Annotated in this window: 23 protein-coding genes and 4 pseudogenes; 9 read left to right on the top strand and 18 right to left on the bottom strand. The window is 59.4% G+C overall.

Annotated features, from left to right (window positions below; genetic code table 11):
• Positions 1 to 1800: 1800 nt before the first annotated feature.
• A complete protein-coding gene (locus tag IVB05_RS17020) occupies positions 1801 to 2208 on the bottom strand; it encodes a hypothetical protein (protein ID WP_247785683.1) in 408 nt (135 codons plus the stop codon).
• A gap of 1177 nt (positions 2209 to 3385) precedes the next feature.
• Here IVB05_RS17020 and IVB05_RS17025 point away from each other — a divergent pair.
• The gene (locus tag IVB05_RS17025; protein ID WP_247785685.1) at positions 3386 to 3721 is read left to right on the top strand and encodes a hypothetical protein; all 336 of its coding nucleotides are present in this window, start codon (positions 3386 to 3388) and stop codon (positions 3719 to 3721) included.
• Positions 3722 to 4517: 796 nt separating this feature from the next.
• On the opposite strand, the pseudogene IVB05_RS17030 reads toward IVB05_RS17025, so the two are convergent.
• Positions 4518 to 5233 (bottom strand): annotated as a pseudogene (locus IVB05_RS17030) (DUF1614 domain-containing protein).
• Positions 5234 to 6142: 909 nt separating this feature from the next.
• Here IVB05_RS17030 and IVB05_RS17035 point away from each other — a divergent pair.
• Positions 6143 to 6298, top strand: a complete 156-nt coding sequence (locus tag IVB05_RS17035) for a hypothetical protein (protein WP_214489719.1) — start codon at positions 6143 to 6145, stop codon at positions 6296 to 6298.
• A gap of 1183 nt (positions 6299 to 7481) precedes the next feature.
• Here the strand turns inward: IVB05_RS17035 and IVB05_RS17040 are convergent.
• The 4 genes from IVB05_RS17040 to pqqA form a co-directional block, all read right to left on the bottom strand.
• Positions 7482 to 7865, bottom strand: coding sequence for a carboxymuconolactone decarboxylase family protein (locus IVB05_RS17040; protein ID WP_247786738.1), 384 nt, complete (start codon positions 7863 to 7865; stop codon positions 7482 to 7484).
• 68 nt (positions 7866 to 7933) lie between these two features.
• Entirely contained in the window at positions 7934 to 9454 is a 1521-nt protein-coding gene (locus IVB05_RS17045; protein ID WP_247785687.1) for a multicopper oxidase family protein, read from the bottom strand.
• The gene (locus IVB05_RS17050; protein WP_247785688.1) at positions 9451 to 9837 is read right to left on the bottom strand and encodes a hypothetical protein; all 387 of its coding nucleotides are present in this window, start codon (positions 9835 to 9837) and stop codon (positions 9451 to 9453) included. Before IVB05_RS17050 ends, IVB05_RS17045 begins: the two co-directional genes overlap by 4 nt.
• 32 nt (positions 9838 to 9869) lie before the next feature.
• Entirely contained in the window at positions 9870 to 9950 is an 81-nt protein-coding gene (gene pqqA / locus IVB05_RS17055) for a pyrroloquinoline quinone precursor peptide PqqA (RefSeq protein ID WP_247786739.1), read from the bottom strand.
• Between the two features lie 387 nt (positions 9951 to 10337).
• Here pqqA and IVB05_RS17060 point away from each other — a divergent pair.
• Positions 10338 to 10924 (top strand): annotated as a pseudogene (locus IVB05_RS17060) (formate dehydrogenase accessory sulfurtransferase FdhD); the annotation flags it as partial.
• Positions 10925 to 11497: 573 nt separating this feature from the next.
• Here IVB05_RS17060 and IVB05_RS17065 read toward each other — a convergent pair.
• The 6 genes from IVB05_RS17065 to IVB05_RS17090 all read right to left on the bottom strand — a co-directional run bounded on the left by IVB05_RS17065 (position 11498) and on the right by IVB05_RS17090 (position 16158).
• Positions 11498 to 11893: a cytochrome c family protein gene (locus IVB05_RS17065; RefSeq protein ID WP_247785690.1), complete on the bottom strand. Its 396-nt coding sequence runs from the start codon at positions 11891 to 11893 to the stop codon at positions 11498 to 11500.
• 9 nt (positions 11894 to 11902) lie between these two features.
• A complete protein-coding gene (locus IVB05_RS17070; protein WP_247785692.1) occupies positions 11903 to 12499 on the bottom strand; it encodes a cytochrome b in 597 nt (198 codons plus the stop codon).
• On the bottom strand, positions 12496 to 13644 hold the full coding sequence (locus IVB05_RS17075) for a catalase family peroxidase (RefSeq protein ID WP_346771860.1): 1149 nt from the start codon (positions 13642 to 13644) through the stop codon (positions 12496 to 12498). The genes IVB05_RS17070 and IVB05_RS17075 overlap by 4 nt, the downstream gene beginning before the upstream one ends.
• 59 nt (positions 13645 to 13703) lie before the next feature.
• Positions 13704 to 15047 carry a sorbosone dehydrogenase family protein gene (locus tag IVB05_RS17080; RefSeq protein ID WP_247786748.1) on the bottom strand — a complete coding sequence of 448 codons (1344 nt, stop codon included), beginning with the start codon at positions 15045 to 15047 and terminating at the stop codon, positions 13704 to 13706.
• A gap of 5 nt (positions 15048 to 15052) precedes the next feature.
• On the bottom strand, positions 15053 to 15526 hold the full coding sequence (locus IVB05_RS17085; RefSeq protein WP_247785694.1) for a DUF2231 domain-containing protein: 474 nt from the start codon (positions 15524 to 15526) through the stop codon (positions 15053 to 15055).
• Between the two features lie 359 nt (positions 15527 to 15885).
• On the bottom strand, positions 15886 to 16158 hold the full coding sequence (locus IVB05_RS17090) for a hypothetical protein (RefSeq protein WP_247785696.1): 273 nt from the start codon (positions 16156 to 16158) through the stop codon (positions 15886 to 15888).
• A 150-nt stretch (positions 16159 to 16308) separates the two neighbouring features.
• Here IVB05_RS17090 and IVB05_RS17095 point away from each other — a divergent pair, with 150 nt between their 5' ends.
• The 4 genes from IVB05_RS17095 to IVB05_RS17110 all read left to right on the top strand — a co-directional run bounded on the left by IVB05_RS17095 (position 16309) and on the right by IVB05_RS17110 (position 19170).
• Positions 16309 to 16575: a hypothetical protein gene (locus IVB05_RS17095; protein WP_247785697.1), complete on the top strand. Its 267-nt coding sequence runs from the start codon at positions 16309 to 16311 to the stop codon at positions 16573 to 16575.
• A 235-nt stretch (positions 16576 to 16810) separates the two neighbouring features.
• Positions 16811 to 17059 carry a hypothetical protein gene (locus IVB05_RS17100; protein ID WP_247785698.1) on the top strand — a complete coding sequence of 83 codons (249 nt, stop codon included), beginning with the start codon at positions 16811 to 16813 and terminating at the stop codon, positions 17057 to 17059.
• Between the two features lie 271 nt (positions 17060 to 17330).
• Complete coding sequence (gene soxC / locus IVB05_RS17105; protein ID WP_247785699.1) at positions 17331 to 18620, top strand: sulfite dehydrogenase; 1290 nt, start codon at positions 17331 to 17333, stop codon at positions 18618 to 18620.
• Positions 18607 to 19170: a cytochrome c gene (locus IVB05_RS17110; RefSeq protein WP_247785700.1), complete on the top strand. Its 564-nt coding sequence runs from the start codon at positions 18607 to 18609 to the stop codon at positions 19168 to 19170. The genes soxC and IVB05_RS17110 overlap by 14 nt, the downstream gene beginning before the upstream one ends.
• Before the next feature lie 163 nt (positions 19171 to 19333).
• Here IVB05_RS17110 and IVB05_RS17115 read toward each other — a convergent pair whose 3' ends face one another.
• From IVB05_RS17115 to IVB05_RS17125, 3 genes and pseudogenes are all read right to left on the bottom strand, one after another.
• Complete coding sequence (locus tag IVB05_RS17115; RefSeq protein WP_247785701.1) at positions 19334 to 19570, bottom strand: hypothetical protein; 237 nt, start codon at positions 19568 to 19570, stop codon at positions 19334 to 19336.
• A 143-nt stretch (positions 19571 to 19713) separates the two neighbouring features.
• On the bottom strand, positions 19714 to 20811 hold the full coding sequence (locus IVB05_RS17120) for a hypothetical protein (protein WP_247785702.1): 1098 nt from the start codon (positions 20809 to 20811) through the stop codon (positions 19714 to 19716).
• An 87-nt stretch (positions 20812 to 20898) separates the two neighbouring features.
• A pseudogene (locus tag IVB05_RS17125) lies at positions 20899 to 21105 on the bottom strand (HU family DNA-binding protein); the annotation flags it as partial.
• Positions 21106 to 21342: 237 nt separating this feature from the next.
• On the opposite strand from IVB05_RS17125, the gene IVB05_RS17130 reads away from it, so the two are divergent.
• Complete coding sequence (locus IVB05_RS17130) at positions 21343 to 21912, top strand: NADPH-dependent FMN reductase (RefSeq protein WP_247785703.1); 570 nt, start codon at positions 21343 to 21345, stop codon at positions 21910 to 21912.
• Between the two features lie 79 nt (positions 21913 to 21991).
• On the opposite strand, the pseudogene IVB05_RS17135 reads toward IVB05_RS17130, so the two are convergent.
• A pseudogene (locus tag IVB05_RS17135) lies at positions 21992 to 23360 on the bottom strand (MFS transporter); the annotation flags it as partial.
• Positions 23361 to 23378: 18 nt separating this feature from the next.
• Here IVB05_RS17135 and IVB05_RS17140 point away from each other — a divergent pair.
• Positions 23379 to 23987 (top strand): hypothetical protein, encoded by a 609-nt coding sequence (locus IVB05_RS17140; protein ID WP_247787448.1) that lies wholly within the window; start codon positions 23379 to 23381, stop codon positions 23985 to 23987.
• Between the two features lie 69 nt (positions 23988 to 24056).
• On the opposite strand, the gene IVB05_RS17145 is transcribed toward IVB05_RS17140, so the two are convergent.
• Positions 24057 to 24944: an L-lactate dehydrogenase gene (locus IVB05_RS17145; protein ID WP_256473355.1), complete on the bottom strand. Its 888-nt coding sequence runs from the start codon at positions 24942 to 24944 to the stop codon at positions 24057 to 24059.
• Positions 24945 to 25419: 475 nt separating this feature from the next.
• Positions 25420 to 25914 (bottom strand): DNA starvation/stationary phase protection protein, encoded by a 495-nt coding sequence (locus IVB05_RS17150; RefSeq protein ID WP_247785704.1) that lies wholly within the window; start codon positions 25912 to 25914, stop codon positions 25420 to 25422.

Below are 25914 nucleotides of genomic sequence, written 5' to 3' on the forward strand. Positions count from 1 at the left end.
TGTTTCCGCATCATTTCTTCCCTGTTGCCTCAAAATAATCTTCTGAGACTTAGGGGGCCGATCGTAGGCAGCCTGTCCGCAAATTTATCCCTTATCGACCTTCCCCAATCCGTCTGCCTAAGCCCATCCTTTGACGTGCGCTGCGTAGAAGCTTACTTTCATCTCAACGGCCTTGTCGAGCGTCGCCGCGTCGAACCATTGCAGATCATCGGAGTGTTCGGACGCGCGAATAGGTAGATGGAGCGCCGGAAGACCAGCTGGAACCAATTCTGAGCGTCTTGCGGTGGAAGATCCGGAACCGGCTGCGGGCCGATTATGAGTTTTCAATTCGGAGAGGAGGTCGACAATGAGCGACCCGTTCGGGTCCAGGCAAAGTCTACATTTTCATCTTGGCCTAGGAATGCAATGTTCTTAGTTCGTTCTAATCGAGTCTGCGCTGCAAGTCTACATTGATTACCAAACTTGCCGCGAGGAAGCAGTTGGTTGAACCATACCGCGAGTTCGAATCCTCTCGCTCCGCCATCGACCAGGGCAGTCTGCTGCGAGCTCGGTCGACCAGCCCCAAAATCCCAAACAAACTGAGACCTTCTGGGTGACGGACCGTCCTAGAGATTGCCGAAGAGACGGCAATTTGTGGCTGGAGACGACATTTTTCTCCAAAGCTTCGTACTTCGTCATTTTAGTACAGTCCTGAAAACCAAGGGGGCGAGCGCAATAACTTGCGCTGCAGTTTGCTCAGGGTTCGAATCCTTCTCTGACCGCCATTGACCTGGGCAGTTTGCTGTCGGGCTCGGTCGACCAGCACCCAAAATCTCCAACAAACTGAGACCTTCTGGGGTGACCGACCGTACTAGAGATTGTCGAAGAGACGGCAATTTGCGGTTGGAGACGACATTTCTCCAAAGCTTCGTACTCCGTCATTTTAGTACAGTTCTAAAAACCAAAGGGCGAGCGCAATAACTTGCGCTGCAATTTGCTTAGCGGTGTTTGCTCGTCGCAGCGTGTCAGTGTGCGCCGGTGTCGCACGCTGACCCCACCCCAAGGGGGGAAGCCCGCCACCGAACTTGATCAAGCAAGAGTAACAGCCTCTCTAACTTTTAGCGGCCCCGACCAGGAATGTCCGCTATCGGCGGCGGGCTCGACTGGTCAGCGCAACACACTAATCCTCCAGCGAAGATGGAGTGTGGGCCATGAAGCAGCGACGTCGCATTTATTACTCGGCGGCTCAGCGATCCGAAATCTGGGATCGCTCGCAGGCTGGCGAGCCGATGAGTTCAATCGGACGCCGATTTGACCGGGAATTCTCTTCGGTCTTTTCGGTGATCTCGCCAAGCGGCGGCATTCGTCCGCCAGTTCGGTGACGAGCCAGGAAGGCGCTCAGCCTTACTGAACGGGAGGAGATTTCCAGAGAGCTCGGCAGGCAATGTTCGTTGCGCTTGATTGCCCGCCAATTGGGACGATCAGAGGGCTCGTTCCGCGCCGAGGGTTGGGGGAGGACAGGCACCGAATATCGTCACAGTGCCGTAGGGGTGTGGAGTCGTCCAGCCTCAAGCAAAGGTAGACCGGCTTCGCTTCTCAAGCGCCGCAGAAACGGCGGTTGGGGATCATCTCCGGACGCAACATGCTCGCCTGTCCGTGAGCACCGCCGTCACGGAGGGCTCTTCATTGCCGTCCTGGTCATCTGGAGGGAGCAGTCGAGATCGGAGAGAGAGATCGCCATCGCTTCCTGATGAGGTCCGCCTTGCGCAACAGCGCCACGCGGCCGTGGGGCCGCGCACGGCGCTGTACCGCGCGGTCGAGTCACGACCGGTGATGGCGGCGGGCACGATGATGCGGGAATGCGTCGGGCGCAGAAGCATATGAGTCGTAGCGGTCGCCGCAGTAAGAGACGCCGCCGCCGGCCGACGCACACGCGCCCTTCAACGCGGGCCAGTCGGGAGAAGCCTTGGCAGCAGGCGTGGGCGCGCCTCCATTCAGAACGTCCAGATTGGGATAATAGAACGCGAAAGCGCCCGGCTCCTGGATGGCGGCCCTCATGGTCCCGTTCGGATTGTAGTCGTTCTCCGGATTATACCCGGAGTCGCGCAGATTTTTCATGTACAGGGCGTGGTCGCTGCTGCCCACACCCAGAGGAGCTTGCGCGAATGCCGGCGTCGCTGCGGTCGCGGCCAGCAGCACGGCCGCTGCAAGAGCTTTCAATGAAATCATTTTCGTTTCTCCTGTATGGATCGATTGCAGGCCGCGTGGGACAAGACGAATTGATCGCGCTTCGTGAGGCGAGCGTGCTGTCTGGACCGCGAGCTATCTGCTTGCAGCATCCGATGCGGATACCTTGTATTGGATGTAGGAAGACCGCGCGCCCGTCCCATTAAATTCCGATTCAATAAACTCAACTCGGCTTGAAACGCGCGTTACAGGGTCAATCGCCTGCGGAACGGCATTCGCGCACAACAAAGCTGATTGCGGCGCGACACGACGTCGTGACGAAATCATGCCGCGTGAACACGGGGGGTGACTCGACTCCTGACGGGTCGTCGATCCCTCCCGCACTGGTTATCTGACTGCCGTCGATGTTGTGCAATTGCGCGGGCAGCGCCGCTGGTCCGATGGAGCGAAACGACACCATCGCAGGGGTGCAAGCCTTAGCCCGCTGGGGATTTCAGGGCCCGGCCTAGGAAATACCAAACACCGCCGAGCGATCATATTCCGCTTCCGGCGGTGTTGTACCTCTCGGGGCCACCTCAGTTGGCGGCCTCTTTCATGACAGCTTTGACGACGGGCCACGCAGCGCATGATCTTCCCCGCCCGTGAGATGATCTTCGATATTATCGGCGATCTCCTCGCAGACCGACGCCAACGGCGCAGTTCGGTTTTAACGAGAGGATCGACGGCCCGCTCGACAGGTTTCCGATACGTGGCTGCTTGATCACGTAGATAGTTAAGCCAATCATGCGTGCCGAACACGGCACCGTTGAGCTTGGAGTGGTCACAATCCATGGTGGGCTTTTTTCACTAGCACGCCGAATGCATGAAGCTGATGTAGGTTCGCAATCTGCGGACACCATTAAAATGAATTTTAGAAGCCAAGCGCCTCAGTCGGTAGACCTGACCGGTCTGGCCTCGCCAACCTTCGGGACGCTGTTACCGGCGTGAATTCTTCACGTGATACGTCGCCTGATGTGCTCGATGTTCATGAGCTTGCGAACCGCCTGTTCAATGGCAGCGGCCATTGCCCCCACCGCGCGACCTTTTGCGTGCCTCTCACGCGCCCGATGATGATCGCTCGACGTCCGCACCGAAGTCCTTTCTAAAATGCCATTTAATGGCAGAGCGGACGCCGACTTCCGATCTTAGTCTATACACTCACTCTCTGTCTTGGAAACTGATGGCAGACCGACCACCCATTCGTCCGCAGGGTGCGCTGGCGAGGCTACGCCGCTCCATCGAAGGGCTAGGACCGTATCAGTCCTTGGCGCTGCTCTTGGTCTCTATCAGTCTTGGAGAGCCTCTAAAGGTGATCGCGGTGGTTTTTGCCGGTGACGGTCATTGGATCACTGGCACGGTCATGATTATCGCTGCCTATGCTGCCAGCCTATTGGTCGGCGAGAGATTGTTCAAAATGGTCAAGCCCAAGCTGCTGACCCTCCCTTGGTTCGCCCGAATCTGGGATTGGTTTGTCGCCATTCGCAGAAAGGCGGGTGAACCGTTTCGCAGATCCTGAAACGAAAAACCCCCGTATCAAAGCCGGGCGCTATGGATTTAGGGGTGATACATCACCTCGTCGGCGAGAGCGGGGAGTCGAAAGGACGGTGCGAGTTTGGGAAAGGCTCGCGGTTGTACATGAAGCGCAGCGGCGTGCTGCCGCAAGCTGACTAGCTTACGCGACGCTGCCGACTACATCACCGACCTTACCGACGATAGAGTCCGGGCTGCCGGAATGGGTGCCGCGATCGAGGCTGATGCTGGTCGCCGATCTCGGCGGGCCACATATTCGCCCGGATTGGCCTCATGCGGGCGTTGAACCGTCACCATGTTCGGAGTTCAATCGGCGCGAAAAGAACCGCATTGGGGCAGATGAAACTCAGGAGAGACAGGCTGTGATCTAGTTCACATCTTGGACCCCAAGGTAAATGATAGCTTGGAGCAGATGGTGCAGATCATCTCAAACAACGAGGTTGGATCATGCCCGCCATATTCGACCTCCTCTATCGCGAATACTGCCGTGCCCGCCTCGCCGAAATGCGGAAACAACTTCTGATCTCGCCTGAGAGGCATGAGGTCCCAGAAGTGATTTGCGATGCAAAGGATGCTGTCGGCGCTAGTCCGGCTAACCAAGTGAGCGGCGGTGGGACCGACGCGCTGGATCGTCTCGGTCGTACCTAAGCTGCTCGCCGCAGCCCGAAATCCGATTTCAGTCCGGCTGCATGATTTTGCGCCGGCTGGCCCGACCTGCAAAAAAAATTGGGACGCGCGCCTGTGTCGGCGTTGAGCTGCCATTTTCACGCGCCCGTTCGCGCCTACGACGCCGGCCGCAGCCGCGATGGCGAGGCAAGGCCTGCGAGCAGCACCGCCAAAATGCCGGTCAGGAATATGCCGTCAAATGTCCCTGCGCCACCGATGGAAGCGATCGGCGCGCCAAGGCTGCCGATCTTGTCGAGATTGAGAATATCCGCGCCGATTAGCGTTCCCATGGATCCGCCGATATAAGCCAGCGGCGCTGCATATTCGCGGGAGAGGATGAGGGCTAGGATCGCCGCGGCCACGACCGGCACAAAAACCGGCACGGCAATGCCAATACCAGCCACTGGCGTCGCCGTGGAATGAACAATGAAGGCAATTACGGCGACAGCGATCGCTGCCTTGAGCCAGAGCTGATAGCGAAGCACGAGATAGGCGGACATCAATGTCGGAATCACCGCACCGCCGACATTCACAGCCAAAATGGTGCTGGGCGAAACCACGAATGGCACCACATAGCGCATGCCGAAGAAGTCGACGATTTGCCCCGATCTGACCGGCGGACCGGGCAGCACTGTGATCGGAAGATTGAAGTAGCTTCCGATCAATGAGCCGAATAGGAGGAGGAGTGCGACCCCCGGACCTACCCCGAGCCGCATATAGGCATATCTAAGGATACGGAGTTGGATCAGGATGACCAGCGCCAATGCCAGAAAAACCAGGATCGAAAAAAATCCCGCGTCAGCGGCAAATAGTGAACCTGGGGATCATCCATGAGATCGATGGTTTGGTTTGGGCAGGGACGGCGCTAGGTGGCCGCTACAACGTCACGCCAAGCCAGCACGGGGGCAAGGTGGGTGACCGGGCAAGACGCTGTAGGGCCATTGCTTAGGTAGGATCGCCGCTCGTTCTTTCACTTCACAATGTTCTGCGCTGGAATTGATTGGGGCAACGCCCTGGGGCCCTAATTTGGCATCTCGCGGGCAACGCGCAGCATTAGGGACACTCGCAAGGGCTTAATCGGCGTCAGTCTTGCGCGAGCAATCTGTCGAGTTGGTCGGCGACCTCGCCAATCGGCAGTGGCGCGGTCAACGGGGGCTGCTGTAAACTTAAGTATCCTCCGTTTTAAACAAATGTAAGGCACTGATAAACGCCTGTGCAATAGTCCGGTCCGTCACTCTGTGATTGGTTGTAGTTCGACGGCGTCATGCCAGTCGAACTGGGATTGTGGAGGCGAAAATGCTGAGCAAAGAATATTTGGACACGGCACGGACCATACTGCGGGCGGCGCAAACAATGACGGACCAACACGTTGCGGGTCAGCTTAAGGCGCTTGCTGAGGACTATGAGCGGCGAGCTGAGAAAGCCGAACACGCTGATGCGGCTAAGGCGTCGGCTCAATCGACTGCTCGCTAATGTGACTCGCAGGGTGGAATAAGGGGATCGCGAAACATGCCTGGCGGTGTAGCATGAGGCGGCGTTGGTTTGCGCTGATCGGCTTTACCGCCCTGCTTTTCCCCTCCTATCATTACCGGCGACTATAGCACTAGCCTCTGCGTTCGTGCTCCAGTCGGTTTGCATTTGCCCGCACGGTTGTGTCAGGACGTGTAACGGTCGCTTTGTATGCACACTTAACCGGCGGGCTAATTCGTCCACAACACCAAGCAGGGGAGGAAGCGCTCACATGAACGTCATCATCCAAAAGCTTAACGGCTTGTGGCACCTCATCGTCGGGTCGTGTCAGATCCGGACGCCGTTCTTGGAGACACAGGACCGGGCGCTGGTCGTTGCGTACGCCCGCCGGGTCTACCCGGGCGCCGAGATCATCGAACGCGACTGACCGTTAAGAGGGCAATCAGGCAGCACTCACGCGGGCCAAGTGTGCGCGCCGTGAGTTCAGCGCTCGGACCTAATGATAAAAAGATACCGCAATCGAGTCATTGGCGGCGCCAATCCTAGTGGCGTTGCACGGCGTCACAAAGCCCGCTGTAATCGGCGTCACGCACACTACCAAGTCTCTCGCGAGCGCATTCAGGGTGGCCGAGTCCGCTGCTCCTATGTCTAATTCTGAATAGGTAAGGCCGTTGGGCCGCCAAACTTGGACGGATCGTTGTAGCTAGGTGTGTCGTCGTAGTGAACCGCAGGCGGAGGCGCTGCGGAGGCCCAGCCCGGAACGGCGTAGCCCTGGAACCCTTGGTTGGGACGAACGAGTACATGATGTCGCGCGATAGTGTGATGCACAGTCGCGGCGCTTGCAGAAGCACACAAGATCATCAACAGGCTCAAAGCCAAGAAAGAACGCATCGCATTTGCTCCAATCAACTTTTCGGGTGGCGAACGGTCCCGACCTGCACGCGGCAGGCTGGGATGCTGCCGAGCGTTCGGCCGGTATCCGCTAATGGAATGGTCCGGTCGTGCTCCGGCCCTGCCAGCACAAATAGCTTCCAGCCGCTACGTATGAAAAAGCCCCCGCGAAGTTGCGGAGGCTCTTTTTGGGTTAACCGCCGCGGTTCATAGCTGGCCCAGTTAGTGTTGATCCGCTTGGATCATGCGCGATGGGAAGAAGCGTACTTCCAGAAGCATTCCTGGGTTTGGTTGCAATACGGTCTGCCGCGCCGACCGTGCTGAAGGGGCGAGTGACGTGACTTCCCATGCTCATCCCACCTCGCGCAAAGGCGAACGTACTGGGGAGCGTCAACGCAATTGCCAGTGCTATTGTTGTGATTTTCATAATTGTCTCCTTTGTTGACTAGGTAGGAGACAACCGCATCGGCACCACTAAATTCTTCTTTAGTGCGACAGAGGCCGGAAAGCTGTTGCCATTTACCAGCAATCGTCTTCCATTGCGGCCTCTTCGCATTCAGTGAGCGTTGGAATGGCTACCCTTCGCACAACGGTTCGCAGTTACTTTCGCTCGGCTTGCGTCGTCATCGACCGTACGCTCATTGACTATTGGAGGGGCCTCTTCTGAAGACGCCAAGAGCTCTGAGCACGCTCAAGAGCATGCGGCCGAGCATCCGAGTTCAGTTACGCAGATTGGCGAGGGAATCCGGCTCGCGCGGCGAGGCAGCGCTCGGGTATTCGTTGAACGCATCCATCACACGTGCGGAGTAGACAAGCGCAGCCCCGGCGTTGACGGTCGTGGCGACACCTAGAGCTTCCGCAATCTCTTCCTTGGTCGCGCCGCGTTTGATTGCAGCCTCGGTATGCACCGTAATGCAACCGTCGCAACGCAAGGTGACGGCCACCGCGAGAGCGATGAGCTCGCGCACTTTCGCGCCAAGCAGATCCGTCTTTTGGCCAGCCGCGCTAAGAGCCAAATATCCCTTGATCGTGTCGGGGCTGAGCTGACCGATTTCTTTCACGCCGGCCGCCAGTTGTTTGCGATAATCGTTCCAATTCAGCATCATGTCGGTATCCTTCACATCGAGCAGTTCGCGAAGACCATTAACGGGATGGAGAGACGGAGCGGTCGTCAAAAGATGATCCCCTGATATCTAAGCTCCGTCATCATGCCGGTGACCATGTGGTAGAGATTGTGACAGTGCAACGGCCATCGTCCCGGATTGTCGGCGTCGAAAGCAATCCGGACGCGGCCCATCGGCATCACCAGAACGGTGTCGCGCACGGCCCCCTGGATTGGTCGTCCATCAATTGCGATCACCTGGAACACGTGGCCGTGGAGATGGATCGGATGCGCCATCATGGTGCGGTTGACCAGATCAATCTCGACGCGTTGTCCCTTTGTCAGCATAAGCGGCGAGACCTGCGGCCAATACTCGCCGTTCATGGACCAAGCATAAGGCTTCATTCCGCCACCGAGAACGATGGTCTGGACGATATCCGCAGAGCGTTGCGACAGCGGCTCCTCTGCCATAAGGCGGCCCTCCAGCGACTGGTCGACCGGCGGCGCGGCTGGCGCGCCGTCGGCTATCCGCGGAATGTGCCCACCTTGCGTGGCGAGGACGATCCCGGTCTGCCGGCCGTCGCCTTCCAGCCGCGCAAGGATCGGAAACGCGCCGGCCCGCGGTAAATCGATCAGGATGTCGAGGCGTTGGGCCATCGCGAGCGGGAAACGGTTGCCCGCCACTGCATGTACGGGATGGCCGTCGGTCGCGACCACGCGGCCGACGAGTTCACCAAGGTCGACCCAAAACTGACTCGATGATGCACCGTTGATGACCCGGAGGCGGATGTGACCGCCGCGTTCAACGCGCACGATCTGCGGATCGGCGAGGGTTCGATCATTCGCAAGAAAGGCGTCGTAGTGAACATCATTCAGATCCATGTGCATTTGCGTGCCGCCCAGTCCTGACATGGTCATTCCCGGCATAGCCATACTTGGCGGACGGGCGGCCATTCCCACGATGCGTGGTTTAGGTACACTGGCGTCGCCCTTGTCAGCTGGGGCCTCCTCGGTCTTTTGCGCCATGGCCTGTGCAGCGGCTACACTCGTGCCGGTGAGACCGGCGAGCACCTCCTCCGGCGTTCGGAAGGTGAAGTCGTGCAGCATGAGGAGGACTTCCTGGCGGTCCTCGCGAAGCTCAGCGGTACTATGGACGATAAGGGGCGCGGTCATCAGGCTCTGCTCCTGCATGTCGTGATGCGAGTGCATCCAGTACGTGCCGGGAATCGGAGCATAGTCATAAGCTTGAACAGCACCGTTGACGATCGGCGGGGTCTGCGGCCAGGGGAAACCGTCCTGCGTCCAAGGTGGAAGCTGCCCATGCCAGTGGATAAGGGTTCGTGCGCCGGATTCGTTGGCAAGATCCACGCGGAATCGTTCGCCTGCAGCAAGGCGAATACCGGGACGCCCGTCGGGGCCTGTCAGCCCGAAGACTTTGGCTGGTCGGCCGTTCACTTCCAACACGCGCGTTCCCGCGACAAGACGCTTGGGAGCAGGCGCAGCCCCGCGCGCGGCATCGGGTAAGTTGGGCACTACGCTTGCAGCAAGCGCAGTGTGCAGAAATCGGCGGCGAGAGAAGGGCTTGCTCACGACCTCGCTCCTTCGTCGTCAGCGCGGGGACGACTGGAGAACAGCAGCACCGCCAGTCCAATGCTCAAGCCCAGGGTCGCGACGACGTCGATCGCGTACGCGACATAACTCTGGCGATCCAAACTGCTATCCGTGATTTCATTGGAGATGGCGCGGGTCACGATAGCCACGACCAATAATGCGAGCAGCGTAACAGCAACAATCACATCATGGGTGCGTGACGACCCATGGCGTCTCGCGAAGAGCTTGCCGCTGTCCCGATCCTTTGTAATTTTGCGATGGTGAACGAAGTTAGGATTACGTTTCATGGCGGTAAGCGACAACTGCGTTGGATGCAGCCGCGCCTTCTTTGAGGGACGATCTTCACGACCCTCGGGAACCATACCGGTGCTCGACCTCACGGGTGTTATCGAAGCTACTTATGCGCCGCGCAGGCGTACATGTTGATTTCCATGCCACCCGGCACTTCAACGATCTTCGGTGTTTTCCAGGCCATTTTGAGAACTCCTTAAATCCGCGGCGCGATTGCCGCCGTCATCACCTCCTATATGTAGCGACGTGCTGCGGGCCCCCAACTAAATTGGCGTTTAGTGTTGTGAGGCGGAGATGAACGAGGCATCTCGCTAACCACGAAGTTCTGGCCGTCCACCCCTGGCGCGCCCTTGTTGGAGCGGCACTCGTACAGGGCGTAGAAGCGATACTCGGCTTCTGCCTTCGCTTTCGCGTGCAACGCCTTCTGCAGTTTCTGAACAGTTTTCGGAGTTGATAGGTTGCCCAATCTCCAAATCCCTCACCACTTGTTGCGTCTGTCTTGAACTGAGGCCTTTAGCCGCTTCCTCAACAGCGCGTCATGCATGCCGGATTCTTCATCGGCTCTGCTGCTGATATCGGCTCGTTAGACATGGTTCACCTCGACGACGGGGTCGAATTGCGGATGTGGCTCAGTCGGCCGAGAGCCGATCGCCTGAAGGAACGGCGGCGGCGCATGGCGGGACCGACGGGGTGCGGATTGTGCGGCATCGAATCAATTGCGGAAGCGATGCGTCCGACCGCCACTATCGGTCATGGCGGGCAATTCTCGCCGGGATAATCATGGCTGCCATGGAAGGCCTGCCAGCGCGCCAAGTACTTAATATCGAGACGCGCGCCGTTCACGCGGCGGCCTTCTGGACTGTCACGAGCGGTATCGTTGCGTTGGGAGGACGTTGGCCGCCATAATGCGCTCGACAAGCTTTCAGGGGCTCTAGCCCGTGCGTCCATGTGGCGAGCGAGGGTATCGTACTTCTCACCAGCAGGGCATCGGTGGAGATGTGCCGAAAGCCGCCGCGATTGGGGCGCCCGCGATGGTGTCGATTTCGGCTCCGACCGCGCTGGCTGTTCGGATGGCGGATGCAGCGGCGTATCACACTTGCCGCCATCGCGCTCGCGGACGGATTCGAAGTGTTCACTCATCCGCGTAGAATCGCATAGGAGCCATTGCGGTAGTGACGCGATTGTTATCAGCAATGGCATTGCTGCAACACTATCTCATCCATTGACAAGACGATGCGTCGACGAGCAGAGCCGGTCCAATGCGGGAAAGGGCCATACCATCTCAGCTCTCACTCATTGACCGCCGGCCGCATCGACGGGTGGGTCGAAACCTTTCAATGCCAACCGCGCAAGGAGCGCAATATGCGAAAACTCATCATAGCTACCCTCGTGTTCTTGCTCGCCGAACTCTCCGCCAGTTATGGCCGCAGCGGCATGCACGGGGGAGGGATGCACGGGGAAGGTATGCCTGGAGGAGAGATGGAGGGCCTGATGGCGCCCGCGAATCCAGCGGTCCCGCCCTCACTGACGCCGGATTCCCGCATCACCGGGACCGCACCGCTACCGCCGCATCATCAGCCAACATCGGCTGACGTTCCCTCGCTCCCGGACGCCATGCTCAAGCCGACCCCTGAAGAGGCCGCCGTCGATCGAGCGATTGGAAACATCTGCCGGGGCTGTTGAGTGCACGCCGGGCCCACCGCATAAGGGCGACTCCGACGCCGCAATCCGTCATTTCGGCAGCGTCTTCAGATAGGCGATCACGTCCTGCCGATCTTTCTCGTCCGGGACTGAGTAAATCATCTTCGTGCCCTTGGCGAACTTGCTGGGGCCCCGCAGCCATTCGTCAAGATTTGTTTCATCCCAGGTAACGTTCAGTCCTTTGACTGCCGAGGAATAGCTATAGCTGGGTTCGGTCCCGCTCTTGCGGCCGAAGACACCGGCCAACGACGGTCCGACTTTGTTTTCACCCGGCTTGGTCGAATGGCAGGGGGCGCAATGGGCGAAGATCTTTTCGCCGGCCGCGGTAACGCCTTCCGCGTGCGCCGCAAGCGGGCCCGAAAGCGTCCCATTGCACGCCAGCATCATCGAGCAGATAGCAACGCAGATCCTAGTGACGATGCGCATGTGCGACTCCTAGGGTTCAGGCGTTTGCGTTAAGTCCTGTATCAACGCGCGGTTAGTCCTCGCAAATTGCATTGATTTCCAGGATGCCATGCTCCCGAACACGCCGTCGCGCCGGATGAGGCCGTGGTAAAGCGCGGCCCCGAAATGCGCGAGGAATGTCGCGAACAACAGGTAGGCGAGGACGGAATGGAGGTCGCGGAGCCAGGCATAGAGGGTCAAATCATGCGGCAAAATCGGCGGTAGCTGCACTGGGCCGTAGAGCACAATCGGATAGCGCGCTGCCGACAGCATGCCCCAGCCGACCAACGGCATGACGAGCATGAGTGCGTAGAGCGCGATATGCGATGCCTTGGCGGCGAAACGCTGCAGGGATGGAACCGTGTCGGGCAAATCTGGCGGCGGATTGATGAAGCGGTTGACGATCCGCGCGACGCACAAGACCAGGATCGCAATTCCGAGCGGCCGGTGGATCGAGACCAGAAGGTCGTAACGTCGGGAGACTGAAGCGGCCATGCCGACGCCGATGAACAGCATCGCGATGATCATGGGCGCCATCAGCCAATGCAGAAGCCGGGACGCAGCCGGGAAGCGTGGCTGGGCGGTCATGACTTGCCTCCAGCTTGCACTTGCTCCGGCGTGACTGCGCTGGGTGGCTTTTCATGCTTCTCTTCGGCCCGCAGCGTGAACGAGCGCGCATAGGCCGCCGAGCGGGCGCTTAGCAACGGGTCGTCGGACGGCTCGATGCCGGCTGGCAACACCAGAGGATCGTAGTTGATGGCGGTGCAGCGCCCACTGTCTTCGCTCGAGGCTTGATCGATGGTCACCGTGCCGGCGCTGATCTGCTGGCGGCCCTCTGGCCAGGGCTGCGTCGCATCGTCGGTCGAGTCGCCAGCTTGCCCGATTGTCACGATCAGCCGCCACTGCCGTGGATGCTGCGCGATTTGGGCGATCAGGTCATCAAAGAGATAGTTCTCGTCTCCTGCCTCTAGTTGCTCCGCCGCGTCGGCCGCGATTGGTTGCACCGGCACTACGGACCAACGAACCGGCAGAGAGGCACCGGCTGCGTCGACGAAGCGGAAGGCGTTGAGGCCATTGAAGGTGGAGTCTGCGAAACCGGAAGTGATCTGGCGTTTCTTGATCAGGGCGAGTGCCCGCGCGGTTTCCGGATGAGCAGCCAGGAAGGCTTTTATTTTAGCTGGATCAGGCTTTCCGGTCGCCTGATCGGGGCTGAAGGCGAGCAACTGCTCGTAAAAGCCGCGCGCCGAGTTCACCGGAAAAACCGGAATGTTGTTCATGCCCGTGCGCCATTCCTCGCCGCCAGGCGGCAGGAAGCGCAGTGCCATGCTGCGCACCGTGTTGGGTGCATCCGGCTGAAAGGGCATGCCGCCGGCGAGCGCGAAGCGGCCAACCACCGGGACGCGGCCGGTCTTGAAGACAGCGGCTTTCGATATTGCTGCTGCCTGCCCGCTGCTTTCGAACCAGCCGGTGACGCAAACTCCCTTGGCGTGATTGCGGCGGAAGCCGAGGTGGGTGCCGTTGGCATCGCGGAAGGCTGCCATCATCCGGTCTTGCGTCAGCCGCTCTGGCGAGAGCCAGCCACCGGTGTAAGCGAATGCCCCGGTCACGCTCAGCATTACCGCGCCAATCGCGCCCAGTCGGACCAGCAGTCCGGGATTGGTCGCTGTAGCCGCTTTGAACCAGAGTGGTTTCATATCCGTGTGTATCCGACGTTCGGCGAGCGTCGCCCGCATGGCGTTTTTTCTGCGTTATGCGGGTCGTTTACTCGATCACTGGCTGGGTGTGAGATCCACTAACTGGCAGGCTTCGGCGCGGAGCCTGACACCCGCCAAACCGTGTTTCCGACGTCGTCAGCAATCAACAATGCGCCATTCTTGTCGACTGCCAAGCCAACCGGCCGTCCCCGCGCGTGATTGTTCGCATCGAGGAAGCCCGTAACGACATCCTGCGCCGGGCCGCTGGGCTTTCCGCCGCTGAACGGCACAAACACCACTTTGTAGCCGTTGAGCGGCGTTCGATTCCAGCTTCCGTGCTCGCCGACGAACGCGCCGCCGCGATAGTTTGCGGGAAGCCCGGTGCCTGTGTACATCGCCAATCCCAGCGGCGCGACGTGAGAGCTCAACGAATAGTCCGGCGCAATGGCTGTCGCCACCAGATCGGGCCGCTGCGGCATGATGCGCGGGTCCAGATGTTGGCCGTAATAGCTGTAGGGCCAGCCATAGAAGCCTCCATCCTTTACCGAAGTCAGATAATCTGGAACCAGGTCGGGGCCGATCTCATCGCGTTCGTTGGCGATGGCCCAGAGCTTGCCGGTCTCCGGTTCCCATTGCAGGCCGGTAGGATTGCGTACGCCGCTGGCGAAGATGCGATGCGCGCCCGACGCAACGTCGACCTCCCAGATCGCGGCCCGCTCATATTCGGCGCCGATTCCGTTTTCGCCTACGTTGCTGTTGGATCCGACCCCGACATAGAGCTTGGAGCCATCCGGACTGGCCAACAGCGACTTGGTCCAGTGATGATCGATCGGGCCGCCGGGAAGATCCGTGAGCTTGGTGCCTGCTGCGGTGATGCTGGTTTGTCCATCCTGATATGGATAACGGACGATGGCATCGGTGTTCGCAACGTAGAGATTGTGACCGATCAGCGCCACGCCGAATGGCGAGTTGAGATGATCCAGAAACACGGTTCGCATTTCGGGAGTGCCATCGCCATTGGTGTCGCGTAGTAGCGTAATGCGGTTTGCGTCCTTTGCCTCGGCGCCGGCAAATGACTGCACCCAGCCGGTAATGATGTCCTTGGGCCGGTGGATCGGCGCTTTTGGTCCATTGCTCTCGACCACCAATACGTCTCCATTGGGAAGGACGTAGAGGGATCGTGGATGCTGGAAGCCAGTCGCCAGTGCATGAACCTGCAGTCCCTCCGGCACGGTGGGAGTTTCCTTGCCCCATCCTACGGCCTCTGCGATGCGCATCGGCGGCATCAAATACTGCTGCAACGCGGGCAGCTGGGGATTGGCGCCGATCTGCATTTTCGGGTCGCCAGCATGATCGTCACATCCAGCGAGTCCTAGGCCGGCAACAAGAAAAGCCGCGAGATGCGGCAGTTTGGCCGAACGTGCATTCTTGAGGATGTGCATCATGATTATACTCCAAACCGATGGCGATTTGTCAGGGCCCTGGCAACGAGGGCCGTCAACACGAGAACGATGACGACAAGTGTTGAAAGGGTCAGGCCGGTCGGTACCACAGCGGTATAACCGTCGCGGCTGTGAACGAAGGCGTTGGTGAGCGCGAGCAAGACCGTGATTGCGTAGCCAAGCGCGCGGGGCCAGGCCGGCCTGTCGATTCGCTTGCGGGCTGCAAGGTCAATCACGTACGCGACAGTAGCCAGACCCGCCATGATCAGACCGGCGGTGATCAGCCAGATGGAGAACCTCTCCCACATCACATCGGGCATCTGCCAATAGACGAGATCCGTGACCAGAGCGCCCGCGAAGTAGGCGGCGGAAAACGACACCAGCATCCGGTGGATCGGTTGTCCACGCGGCCTCCGCGCTGGTCTCAAATCGGCATCGCGTGTGAAACTCGCTTCCGCGATCGTAGCGTGCTGCTGCATGTTTCAAATTCTCCTGACTGACGTTGTGCGCATCTCTGCTTCCAGGCCGCTTGATCCCTGTGTCCTTATCGCCGGCGTGAAGATTTGGGCCGACAATCCAATATTGACATTGTTCGCGCGCGGGTCCTCTAAATTCGGTTTTAGTTTTCGAGATGGGTTGGAACGTGCGCGCTCGCGAGTTCTGCCGCTGCATCTGCATGAGATGATCTATCGGCGTCATATTGTGGTTGAGGTTCGCCATGAGGATATTCATCGCCGAACCAGAAATGGGACCGCTGACAGTCCGTTGCCGCAATCACGCGGATCTCATTGAGGCAGATCGCTGGCACAACTGTGCGAAGTCGCGCGGTCTCTTCGCCTTACTTGAATCGCGGAACCACCGGGATGGTGATATGCGGTGGCGGCAGCGGAGCTATCTTGGATGCGTTGCCGATCCCGCTGGGATCGACGATCACATTATTCAGACCACCGACATTTGCCGGGCCCGGCGGAATACCACTGATCGGTACATTGCCGGATCCGACGGCGCCTGCGGTCCGCGCGACCTGCGCAATTGAAGTGGCTGGGATGGCCAGGGACAGTAACAATACGAAAGCGATTTTTGCCGCGGTATGGACATGACGAAGCTCCATTGTTTGACGCGAGCGTCTTCGTAGCTGCAGCTGATCTAGGTCTGTCCAGCCGACGCACCATTAAATTGAATTTTAGAGTATTGGCAGGATGGGGGCCGCGTTCCCATTTTCTCTTCATCCTATCAAGAAGAACCAACCAGGAGACCCGAGATGAAATTCGCATTGATTGGCGCCGCCGCTCTTGTCACAGCGGCTTCCGTAACTCCCGCACTGGCGCAAGCCGTTATCGAAGATCCTGGCTATTGCGCGCAGTTCTACCCGAACGCAAATTGCCAAAACCTCGGACCTGGCAATCCGTACACCGATGGCGGCTACTATCGAAACAACTGGCACAACGGCAACACGTCAACCGAGCACCATCGGCAACGTCACCATCATACGCACGCTGAGGTGGCTGCTTTCAGCCCCCGAACGTGACGCTTTGATCAAACTGAAAATGAAAAGATCTCGGGGCGGCCTGGCATGCGTCATGGGCCGCCTCAGTGTGCTTTCGTTCCCATGGGAGGCAGAGCGCAATTCAAGCGATCGATGTAAAATTCAATTTAGCTTCCTGAAGCCTAATTTAGTGGGACAGGCAGCGTTTCGGCTTACCTCCGTTGTGACGTCCTGAGATTCAGGGCCGAGATTATCAATCGATACACGGAGAAAGACGATGAACCGAGCCAAGATCTTCGGTGCGGCAGCGATTCTGTCGCTGATGTTCGCAACGCCGGTTTTCGCGCAGGCAGCTATCCAGGAGCCGGGCGCGTTCGCATTCTACTATCCCAATAACGACGTCCTGAATGGCGGCCGGCCCACGCCGGCGGCGGGCCCGCACGCCACGACACCGGAGCTGTTCGGCAGCGGCGGCCCGGTCATCCCGAGTCCGCGGATACACGATCGCCGGCACGCCTGGAAGTAAGCTGACACGAAGCATCTATGCCGGCCCGAAATCGGGCGCGGCAAATCGAGAAAAGGCCGCAACGACGCGGCCTTTTCCATATCTGAGCGGGAAGGGGCAAACCTTAGGAATTCCTATCCACCCTGTCGGAGCGGCAAGAGCGGATAAGGCGCAGCAATCCTCGGCAAGCACCGCCGCGCTTTGTGATTACCATCAAGATGCCTTCCTCCGGGACAGGGCCGAGCTTCGCCGAGGTTATTCCAGGCACACCGATTTCGCGCGGAGGACGAGGATGACCAAGCCAACCGACCTCGACAGGAATGTCGCCTCCGCATCCCGGCGGCGATTTCTGAGGGAAGGTAGCGCCTTATTGGGCGGGGCCGTCATTGCTGGTGGCCTTGCCGGAAGTGAAGCGCGCGCCGCGGACGGAAATACGGGCAACCTCCCTCCCAACGTGCCGGAATGGATGAAGACGCCCGGCGATCCCATGGGAACCCAGCCCTATGGCGCGCCGTCCCCGTTCGAAAAAGACGTCATCAAGAACATCTCGAAGACGCTGCCGCAATATTTGTCGACATCTGGACGCACGCCGTTGCAGGACCTCGACGGCATCATCACGCCGAACGGTCTGTTCTACGAGCGCCATCATGGCGGCGTTCCCACCATTGATCCGGCGCAGCACCGGCTGATGCTCCATGGCCTCGTCGACAGGCCCCTGATCTTCACTATGGACGACATCCGGCGCTTTCCCTCGGAGTCTCACATCTATTTCCTCGAATGCTCGGGCAACCCGGAATACAAGAAGCCCTACGGCAAGACCGCTTCCGATCTTGTCGGCCTGCTGAGCTGCGCCGAATGGACTGGGGTCAGCCTGAAGCTGGTGTTGCGGGAAGCGGGCCTGCAGCCGGGCGCAAAATGGGTTGTGGCCGAAGGTGCCGATTCCGCGGCAATGACGCGGAGTATTCCGATCGAGAAATGCCTCGATGACGCGATGCTGGCGTACAGCCAGAACGGCGAGCGGTTGCGCCCGCAGCAGGGCTATCCGCTTCGCCTGCTGGTGCCGGGCTTTGAAGGCAATATGAATGTGAAGTGGCTGCGCCGCCTGCATGTCACTGCGGAGCCGGCTTATTCGCGCGATGAGACCTCGAAATACACCGACCCAATGCCCAACGGTACGGCACGCGAATTCACCTTCTACATGGAAGCCAAATCCATCATCACCCGGCCGTCGGGCGGCCAGCGGCTGTCGGCGCCTGGTTTCCACGAAATCAGCGGCATCGCCTGGACCGGTCGCGGCAAAGTCAGGCGTGTCGATGTATCCGTCGATGACGGCAAGAGCTGGCAGCAGGCCCAACTGCAGGAGCCGGTGCTGACCCGGGCGCTGACCCGCTTCCGGCTGCCGTGGCATTGGGATGGCAAGCCTGCAGTGATCCAGAGCCGCGCCGTCGACGAGACCGGCTACGTGCAGCCGACGCTGGCCGAACTGCTCGCGGTGCGTGGCGACAACTACGTCTACCACAACAACGCGATCTGGCCCTGGCGCATCGCTGAAGACGGCGAGATAACCAATGCCCACGCGTAGGCTTAAATCCGCAGCGTTGGCTGTTGCTGCACTGCTGTGCGTGACGAGCGCAAAGGCGCAAAGCCCGTATGGCATCGGCCGGGTCGCGACGCCTGCCGAGATCGCGGGCTGGGACATCGATGTCGGCGGCGAAGGCAGCAAACTGCCGCCGGGAAGCGGCAGCGTCGGCCATGGAAGTGAAGTATTCGGTCAGCAATGCGCGGCCTGTCACGGCGCAAAGGGCGAGGGCGGCATCGGCGACCGGCTCGTCGGCGGGCAGGGCACGCTCGGAACGCCAAAGCCGGTGCGCACCGTCGGCAGCTATTGGCCATACGCGCCGACCTTGTTCGATTACATCCGCCGCGCCATGCCGCAGAATGCGCCGCAATCGCTCAGCAACGACGACGTCTACGCAGTCTCCGCCTATATCCTTAGCCTCAACGGTCTGTTGCCGGCCGATGCGACGCTTGATGCCAAGTCGCTTGCAGCAATCAAGATGCCAAATCGCAACATGTTCGTTGGCGATCCAAGGCCTGATGTCAAGAACCCGGAATGCATGTCGAACTGCTGACGTGGCACGTCGTTCTGCCGAAATGCCGCGATGACCCGCGTCAACAGCAGCAATACGGGACAAGCGATTACAAGCGTGCGTTCACATATTTTAGATATCGGCTGCGAGTTCCCGAGCGAGCTACTGATGACATCGTCTTTAAATGGAAGCGGCTGCAAGCATCTCAATGAGGTCGTCTATGTTGCGTAAAGCCCCGGTCGTTTTTGCAATTGTCCTTGCTCTCGGAAGTTCCGGGCTTTTCACCAGCGCATTTGCCCGAAGTGGCGGCCATGGTGGCGGCGGAACAGGTGACGGCTTTCGGGGCGATCATTTTCGCGGCACCTTCGGTGGTATTTCCGGTGACGGTTTTGGCGGTGACGGTAGCCGCACCGGCAGTTTGCGCAACGGATTCCGCGGCCATGAGAGCCGCGATGTGTGGGGCCACTGGGGCACCTACTATGGACCCATGATTCCCGCGCTTTGAGAGCCGCATGGCCGCGTCAAGCGCCATGCTGAGAAGCAGTCGCTGATCGCTGGCCCCCAATGGCAAGAAGTCCTGGAAATTTAGGTCTTGAGATCGCGCGCCTTGCCGAAATACATCAGTTCCCAGATGGCGCGGTCTTCGAAATGATCCACACGCACGCCCCTCTCGAACCTCTCCATCGTTAACTTGCCGGTAAAGCGGTGATAGGCGCCGTCGAATCCGATCAGGCGGGCGATGATCCGCTTGAGCAGCGGCGCGCGGTCGGTGAGGATGGCTTGCAAAATGGTCCTCTCGCGCTCGAATGACACGACATAGCGCGTATCGGCATCGTGATAAGTGTAGCGGGTGACATCGGCCACCGGCTTGCTGGTCTTGCCGTCGATCGCGACCCGATCCGTCTCGAAGGATACCTTCGCATCGTTGTCAGCGATGATCCTGCCGCTCTTGGCCAGCATGAATATGGTTTGCGTTTCATGGCCGTAAGAGGCGGTGGCGGTGATGTAGGACGCGATGACGGTGTGGGGACCGACGCTGGCGCGGGCCCAGTACCAGTTGTGCATCAGCGTCTGCATGGGGACGTCGCCCCAATTGTGATCGTGATATCCGCTGCCGGAGGCGCGGTGTTCCTCAGAGTCGATTGTGTAGCGGACGTTTGCCCGCCCGTGGGGCACCGCGGGGAGCCAGCCAAAGAGCTTTTCTCGCTCTTCGACACCAAAATAGAGATGACCGGATTTGGGGCGCCAGGCGGGGACGTCTGCCGTCAATTCGATATCGACCGATATCTCCTCGATGATTGCGGTGATGTGATAGCGCTTGAGATCGCCAACGATACGGTTGGGACCGATGCTGACATCGCAACCGGATTTCGATGCCTTGAACAGCTCCGGCCTGGTGTCGAGAAGCTTCGCGAAGCTGCGGCCGTCGGGCAAGGTGAGGTTGATGGTGATCCTCGGCGCAAGCGGACCGTTCTGGCTGACATTCGGTTTGGTGTAGAAAACCACGACGACGGTCGCCCCATTGTCGAGATGGGCATCAAAGTACCACCATTCATAGCGGCCACTTTCCGTGCCGATACGTTGGCCGTCCTCAAACTCCGCTATTTCAACCGGCTTGATTCCAAGTCGTTTGTAATCGGAGGCGCGATCCGCCAGTCGGAGATGGCCGTTGTTACGATGCATGGTTGTTTTCTTGCGGCGATGGGATTTCAGAACCGATGGCATGGCGCCACCTGTCGGTGATCTCAGTGTCCAGATGCGAACTGATGGTCATGAACCAGACGGCGCTAAGTAACGTCGCGCAGAACGTGTCCCAATAGAGCAAGAATATCCCGGCTGCTCACGCGACCTCGTCTGGTTGGGGCGATTGATTCGTTCCTTCAGAACGGCCGACGGCTTGAACACGATGATACGAGACGGAGCTATCCGCACCTCGGTGACGCTCCTCGGCTTGCGGCCGATGCGCGGGGCTTTCTTAAGGTCTTTTGTCACAGCTCTGCTTCCTTGCGATCTCAGTATCCCCAACAGGATAAATGCGCACCGCGACACAGGAATACGAGCCTGATCACGCATCCGTTTACTGAAACGTCGACATTCGCGAACAGTCACAGGGCGTGGAATCTAAAATCGAATTTACTTGAGCTTGACCGACGTCGTCGCGATGTTTCTCTGATCGCCAATTTGGAAATTCCAGCTCTTGGAGCCCCGTCCCCGATGACACAACTCTCGCTTCTCGGCCTCTCCGGCAGCCTGCGCCGCGCCTCCAACAGCACCGCGGTGCTTCGCGGTCTTCAGGACGCGCTTGGGTTCCGGGCTGCGCTCGACATTTTCCCGCTGCATGGGATTCCGCTCTACAACGAGGATGATGACGCCGAGCACGCACCTGAATCGGTGCGTGCCTTGCGTTCGGCGATTGAGGCGAGCGATGGCGTGATCATGATCTCACCCGAATACAATCATGGCATGTCGGGCGTGCTGAAGAATGCGCTCGACTGGGCCTCTCGGCCCTACGGTGTGTCGGCGCTGAAAGGTAAGCCGGTGCTGACGATGACGGCCTCGCCCGCCTTCACCGGTGGCGTGCGCGCACAGCAGCAGATGAACGAGACGCTCGCATCGATACCAACACGTCCTGTTTTCCGGCCCCAGATCGTGATCGCCGGCGTGCACGAGAAGGTGCGCGACGGGCGCCTCATCGATGAGGCTGCGATCGGCTTCGCAGTTGCGGGCGTCGATGATCTCCTCGAGGAGATCAGGGCAGTTCGCTCTGTCCGAAAGGCGGCATGAACGTTACGGCCGCCGCGCAGTTTTTCCTTCCGGCAGAGAAGAGAATCACAGGTTCAAGCAACGCTTTGGGTGTCGCGACCAAACGCAGGAAGCTCATCCCGCTTCCTGTCGCGGCGAATACTGCACCAAGCCCCAATGCAAGCGTGGCTCCCTCGCGACCGGCGAGGCCAAAACAGAGAGCGGCAAGCGCTGCACCGATTGTCTGCCCGGTCAGGCGTGCCGTCGCAACCGTGCCGCTTGCGCTGCCACACGATCGACAGGCGCGCTGGACATCAAGGCCTTCATGTTCGGGGCCTGAAAAAAACCAAACCCACATCCGCAGATAGCCATGCGCCAAACGAAGTCGACGACATGCGGGTTGGCCGGGAGCATCGCCAGCAGGGCCATTCCCAGGCTCAGCAACGCGAGACCGAGGCCGCCGAGAGTTCCTGCGGAATGGCCGTCGGATAGACGGCCGGCGATCGGCGCCATGATGCCCACGACGAGAGGCCATGGGGTCATGAAGAAGCCCGTCTCGACCTGCGAACGATGAAGAATGTCCTCGAAGTAGAATGGCAGTGAGACAAAAGCCAGGCCTTGGACCGCAAACGAGCAGACCGCGGTCGCGGTGGAAAGCGCGAAGATCGGTCTCCGAAACAGGTCGACCGGCAGCACGGGTGCCGGAGAATCCGCTTGCCGGCGGATCAGAGCCCAGCCAAGCAGCACGGCGGAGGCAAGTTCGATCGATACAAGCCCAGGCCGCGCGTGATGGGCGGCGCTTCCGATCCCCAGGATGAAAAGGCCCAGACAGCCTGCGGCCATCATTGCTCCCGGAAAATCGAAGCCAAGCGTCGCTCTCGGGGTACGCGGCAATGTCTTCAAACCGATCAGGATCGCAACAACACCGAAGGGGATGTTGATGGCAAACAGCCAGCTCCAAGGTCCAATCGCGAGGATGCCCGAGGCGATCGTCGGACCGAGCGTGAAGGCGGTGGCGACGACCATCGCGTTGCGTCCGAAACCCAGTCCCTGCAAGCGCCCCTGGATAAACGAAGCGAACCAACGCCGTGTTCGCGCTCATGATACCGCCGGCGCCGAAGCCCTGCAGCACGCGTGCGGTCAGCAGGCTGGTCAACGACCATGCGCATGCGCAAAAAAGCGACGCCAACGTGAACAGCACAAGGCCTCCGAGGTAGATGCGGTGGTGACCGACAACTTCGCCAAGCGCGGCGAGCGGCAAAAGGGTTGCGACCATCGCAATCTGGTAGACATTCACCGCCCAGATCACTTCGGCCGGGCCAGCGTGCAGATCAGCAGCTATTGCGGGGAGGGCGATTATTCGCGATCGCCGTATCGAGCGAGGCCATCGCGAGAGCGGTAAAAATGGCTGCGGCGGCCCATCTCCGGCGTTCTGCCGGCAGACCATCGATCGCAACCGGCCCATCCGCCGAAATTGTTTCCGTCGACATTCGAAAGGCTCTCCTAATATGCGCGATTTGATGGGCGTATGGGTTTGCCGGCAGGCGATTTTCGGGATGCCGCATATGCGAGCTGTCCGGCATGGGAGAGCGATCCCGAGAATCGATTTGCTTGGCAGGAAAGGTGACATTTCGTGCCAGTCGGTCAGGCTCTTTCCCGGTCTGCCGGTGAAGCACAGTATGACGGTCAGACCTCTGCGTGAGCCATTAATCGTCGTCCGGACCGTAGTAGCTTCTCAGCAACCGATAGTGATCGCCGACTTTTCGGTAAACGTGATGAAGGCATCGTCCTTGGGTACAGATGGCCGTCCGATTGCCGCAACGAAGACGTCCGAAATGCAAGACGAGAAGCTTCGAATTCTCGAAGTAGCCGGCGAAATACTGCTGCGCCGCCAGATCCGGTCCACACATTCGCGTGAGCGCGGTTCGGACCTCTGGCGGCAATGCGTCGATATTTCCGGGATCCCAGACCTTTTCCTCGAACGAGCTGGCGCGCGCAAACGCCGGCGTCAGCACGCCGGGAAGGCCGAACAGAATCACCAAGGTAAAAAGGCGGACAATAGCAGTCATCGAAGGAGCCATTTGGTCACGCCTCGAGATCCACGCGCCGAACTCTAGTCGCACTTGCTCTGATAGCTAATCAGCGGATTCGCCCTTGGGCCTTGTGTAATGTTTCGACGCATCTTTTCAGGGCAACTTGTTCGACATTCGACAGAGGAGGGTCAAGGATTTGGAGGCAGCCGTCCCGACCGACGACACCGGGCAGCGAAGTGTTACTCCAAGTCTTGAGATATAAACCCCGATCGGAACTACGGCGCGTTCGTCGCGCAGCACGATTTCGGCGATCCGGGCGCAAACCATTCCAATTCCATACTGGCTGGCTCCAATACCTTCGATGATCGCTATGTTTGCATAGCGCACTTCGTTCTCGATCGTCGCGCGGACGTCGTCGCCCTGCATAAGGCCGGGCCGCTCAAGCGCATCCGTAATCGGGACGCCGCCTACGCGGGCGGCAGACCAATGAATGATCTGGGATGTTCCATGTTCCCCGAGAACCTGCGCCTCGATGTCTGTCGGAGCTACCCTGAGCCGTCGGCCCAGATGCACGCGAAAGCGCAGGCTGTCGAGCAGCGTGCCGGTGCTGAGAACGCGTTGATGACCGGCCAGTTCGCGTGTCAGGTAGGCAAGCGGATCCGGAGGGTCGGTGACGACGAGCAGAACGGCGTCCGGCGCGGCTACGGTAATCGCGAGAATTACCTCACGGTAGACCTCGGCATTCCTGTCCAGCAGGCGCAAGCGGCCCAGTGGATCGCTACGATCCGTTGCCCCGCCGGATTTCTCGTTGACGCCGACGGTGATCATGACGAGCGCGGCGCCCGCCAGATCCGAATAGTCCCCATCTGTCGCCCTGGTGGTGGATGACAAGGGGGCCCCGTAGCCCATGTCGGTCGCCATGGCTTTCGCGCGATTGCGGCCTCGGTTGAGGAGAATCAGCTCGCTGGCGCAACCTCTCATGAGGGTTGCCATTGCACATGCGGCCCCGACGGCTCCCGCTCCGACAATTCCAACCTTCATGACATGTCCTCGTCCGTGCCTGGGACTTCCTGTGGTGGCGGCCGAAATGCTCAATGAGCAAAGGTGTCGCCACGCGTCGGCTTCTTGAGAATGCCGGCATATCCCGGTCACAAGCCCAGGTTATCCCGGGAAAGGCCCGGCCTCGAGTCTTTAACTGCAGCGAACGATTTGAATAATCGATAGCGCGTCACTGGCAGGGAAGGTTTGCCTGAGGGCGTCGTCGAGTTGGTCATTGACACGCTCCCATTCCGCATCCTGCGCTTTTGATCTTGTTGATCGAGTCTTGTTTTGAACCTTGACACGACGCTTGGGAATTGTCCGGCGGGTCCTGTCCTTCATTGGTGCTTCCTTCGATACTGGCGTAAGTCAGGACAGAAAGGCGTCCTTAGACTCTGGTCGAACGTGTCCATTCATCGACGAGTAATAGAGAGATGTCCGAGATACTGAATCCGCAGCGAGTCGTTCGTCTTGGATCTCAGGCGCGCTGACCGCACTCGAAGAGGAACCAGGTTCGCTTCTCTGTCTCGTCGATCCAGTTCTCCAGCAGGCTTGCGGTAGCCACATCTCCTGCCTTGTCGCAGAGCGAATGAACCTCGCGCATGTTCCGCGTCAGTATTGCGTTGTCTTCGCGGAGCTCAGCTATCATGTCGAACGGCTCAACGTATTCTGCATTGTTATCCACGATGCGCTGAAGGCGCGAGATTTGCCCGATCGAACGAACGGTTGTCCCGCCGATCTTCCGCACGCGCTCGGCAATGGCATCCGTCATGGCAAAAAGCTGGTCGCCTTGGTCATCGAGCATCAAGTGATAGTCGCGGAAATGTGGGCCAGACATGTGCCAATGGAAATTCTTGGTCTTGAGATATAGCGCAAACACGTCCGAGAGAAGCACCGTCAGTTCGGCCGAGATATCACGAACCGCGTGTTCCGAAAGAGTGGTGGGAGTCTTGAGCGACATTTTCTGCAACAT

This window comes from Bradyrhizobium sp. 170, from assembly GCF_023101085.1.
In the GTDB taxonomy this organism is placed as follows: Bacteria; Pseudomonadota; Alphaproteobacteria; order Rhizobiales; family Xanthobacteraceae; genus Bradyrhizobium.

Coding starts and splice junctions, on each gene's coding strand:
- IVB05_RS17110 (WP_247785700.1), top strand. CDS start 18,607: ATGCCCACGCGTAGGCTTAAATCCGCAGCGTTGGCTGTTGCTGCACTG.
- IVB05_RS17120 (WP_247785702.1), bottom strand. CDS start 20,811: ATGCATCGTAACAACGGCCATCTCCGACTGGCGGATCGCGCCTCCGAT.
- IVB05_RS17095 (WP_247785697.1), top strand. CDS start 16,309: ATGAAATTCGCATTGATTGGCGCCGCCGCTCTTGTCACAGCGGCTTCC.
- soxC (WP_247785699.1), top strand. CDS start 17,331: ATGACCAAGCCAACCGACCTCGACAGGAATGTCGCCTCCGCATCCCGG.
- IVB05_RS17075 (WP_346771860.1), bottom strand. CDS start 13,644: ATGCGGGCGACGCTCGCCGAACGTCGGATACACACGGATATGAAACCA.
- IVB05_RS17150 (WP_247785704.1), bottom strand. CDS start 25,914: ATGTTGCAGAAAATGTCGCTCAAGACTCCCACCACTCTTTCGGAACAC.
- IVB05_RS17050 (WP_247785688.1), bottom strand. CDS start 9,837: ATGGTTCCCGAGGGTCGTGAAGATCGTCCCTCAAAGAAGGCGCGGCTG.
- pqqA (WP_247786739.1), bottom strand. CDS start 9,950: ATGGCCTGGAAAACACCGAAGATCGTTGAAGTGCCGGGTGGCATGGAA.
- IVB05_RS17025 (WP_247785685.1), top strand. CDS start 3,386: ATGGCAGACCGACCACCCATTCGTCCGCAGGGTGCGCTGGCGAGGCTA.
- IVB05_RS17100 (WP_247785698.1), top strand. CDS start 16,811: ATGAACCGAGCCAAGATCTTCGGTGCGGCAGCGATTCTGTCGCTGATG.
- IVB05_RS17140 (WP_247787448.1), top strand. CDS start 23,379: ATGCGCGATTTGATGGGCGTATGGGTTTGCCGGCAGGCGATTTTCGGG.
- IVB05_RS17090 (WP_247785696.1), bottom strand. CDS start 16,158: ATGGAGCTTCGTCATGTCCATACCGCGGCAAAAATCGCTTTCGTATTG.
- IVB05_RS17080 (WP_247786748.1), bottom strand. CDS start 15,047: ATGCACATCCTCAAGAATGCACGTTCGGCCAAACTGCCGCATCTCGCG.
- IVB05_RS17070 (WP_247785692.1), bottom strand. CDS start 12,499: ATGACCGCCCAGCCACGCTTCCCGGCTGCGTCCCGGCTTCTGCATTGG.
- IVB05_RS17035 (WP_214489719.1), top strand. CDS start 6,143: ATGAACGTCATCATCCAAAAGCTTAACGGCTTGTGGCACCTCATCGTC.
- IVB05_RS17130 (WP_247785703.1), top strand. CDS start 21,343: ATGACACAACTCTCGCTTCTCGGCCTCTCCGGCAGCCTGCGCCGCGCC.
- IVB05_RS17065 (WP_247785690.1), bottom strand. CDS start 11,893: ATGCGCATCGTCACTAGGATCTGCGTTGCTATCTGCTCGATGATGCTG.
- IVB05_RS17145 (WP_256473355.1), bottom strand. CDS start 24,944: ATGAAGGTTGGAATTGTCGGAGCGGGAGCCGTCGGGGCCGCATGTGCA.
- IVB05_RS17115 (WP_247785701.1), bottom strand. CDS start 19,570: ATGGCCGCGGAATCCGTTGCGCAAACTGCCGGTGCGGCTACCGTCACC.
- IVB05_RS17085 (WP_247785694.1), bottom strand. CDS start 15,526: ATGCAGCAGCACGCTACGATCGCGGAAGCGAGTTTCACACGCGATGCC.
- IVB05_RS17040 (WP_247786738.1), bottom strand. CDS start 7,865: ATGCTGAATTGGAACGATTATCGCAAACAACTGGCGGCCGGCGTGAAA.
- IVB05_RS17020 (WP_247785683.1), bottom strand. CDS start 2,208: ATGATTTCATTGAAAGCTCTTGCAGCGGCCGTGCTGCTGGCCGCGACC.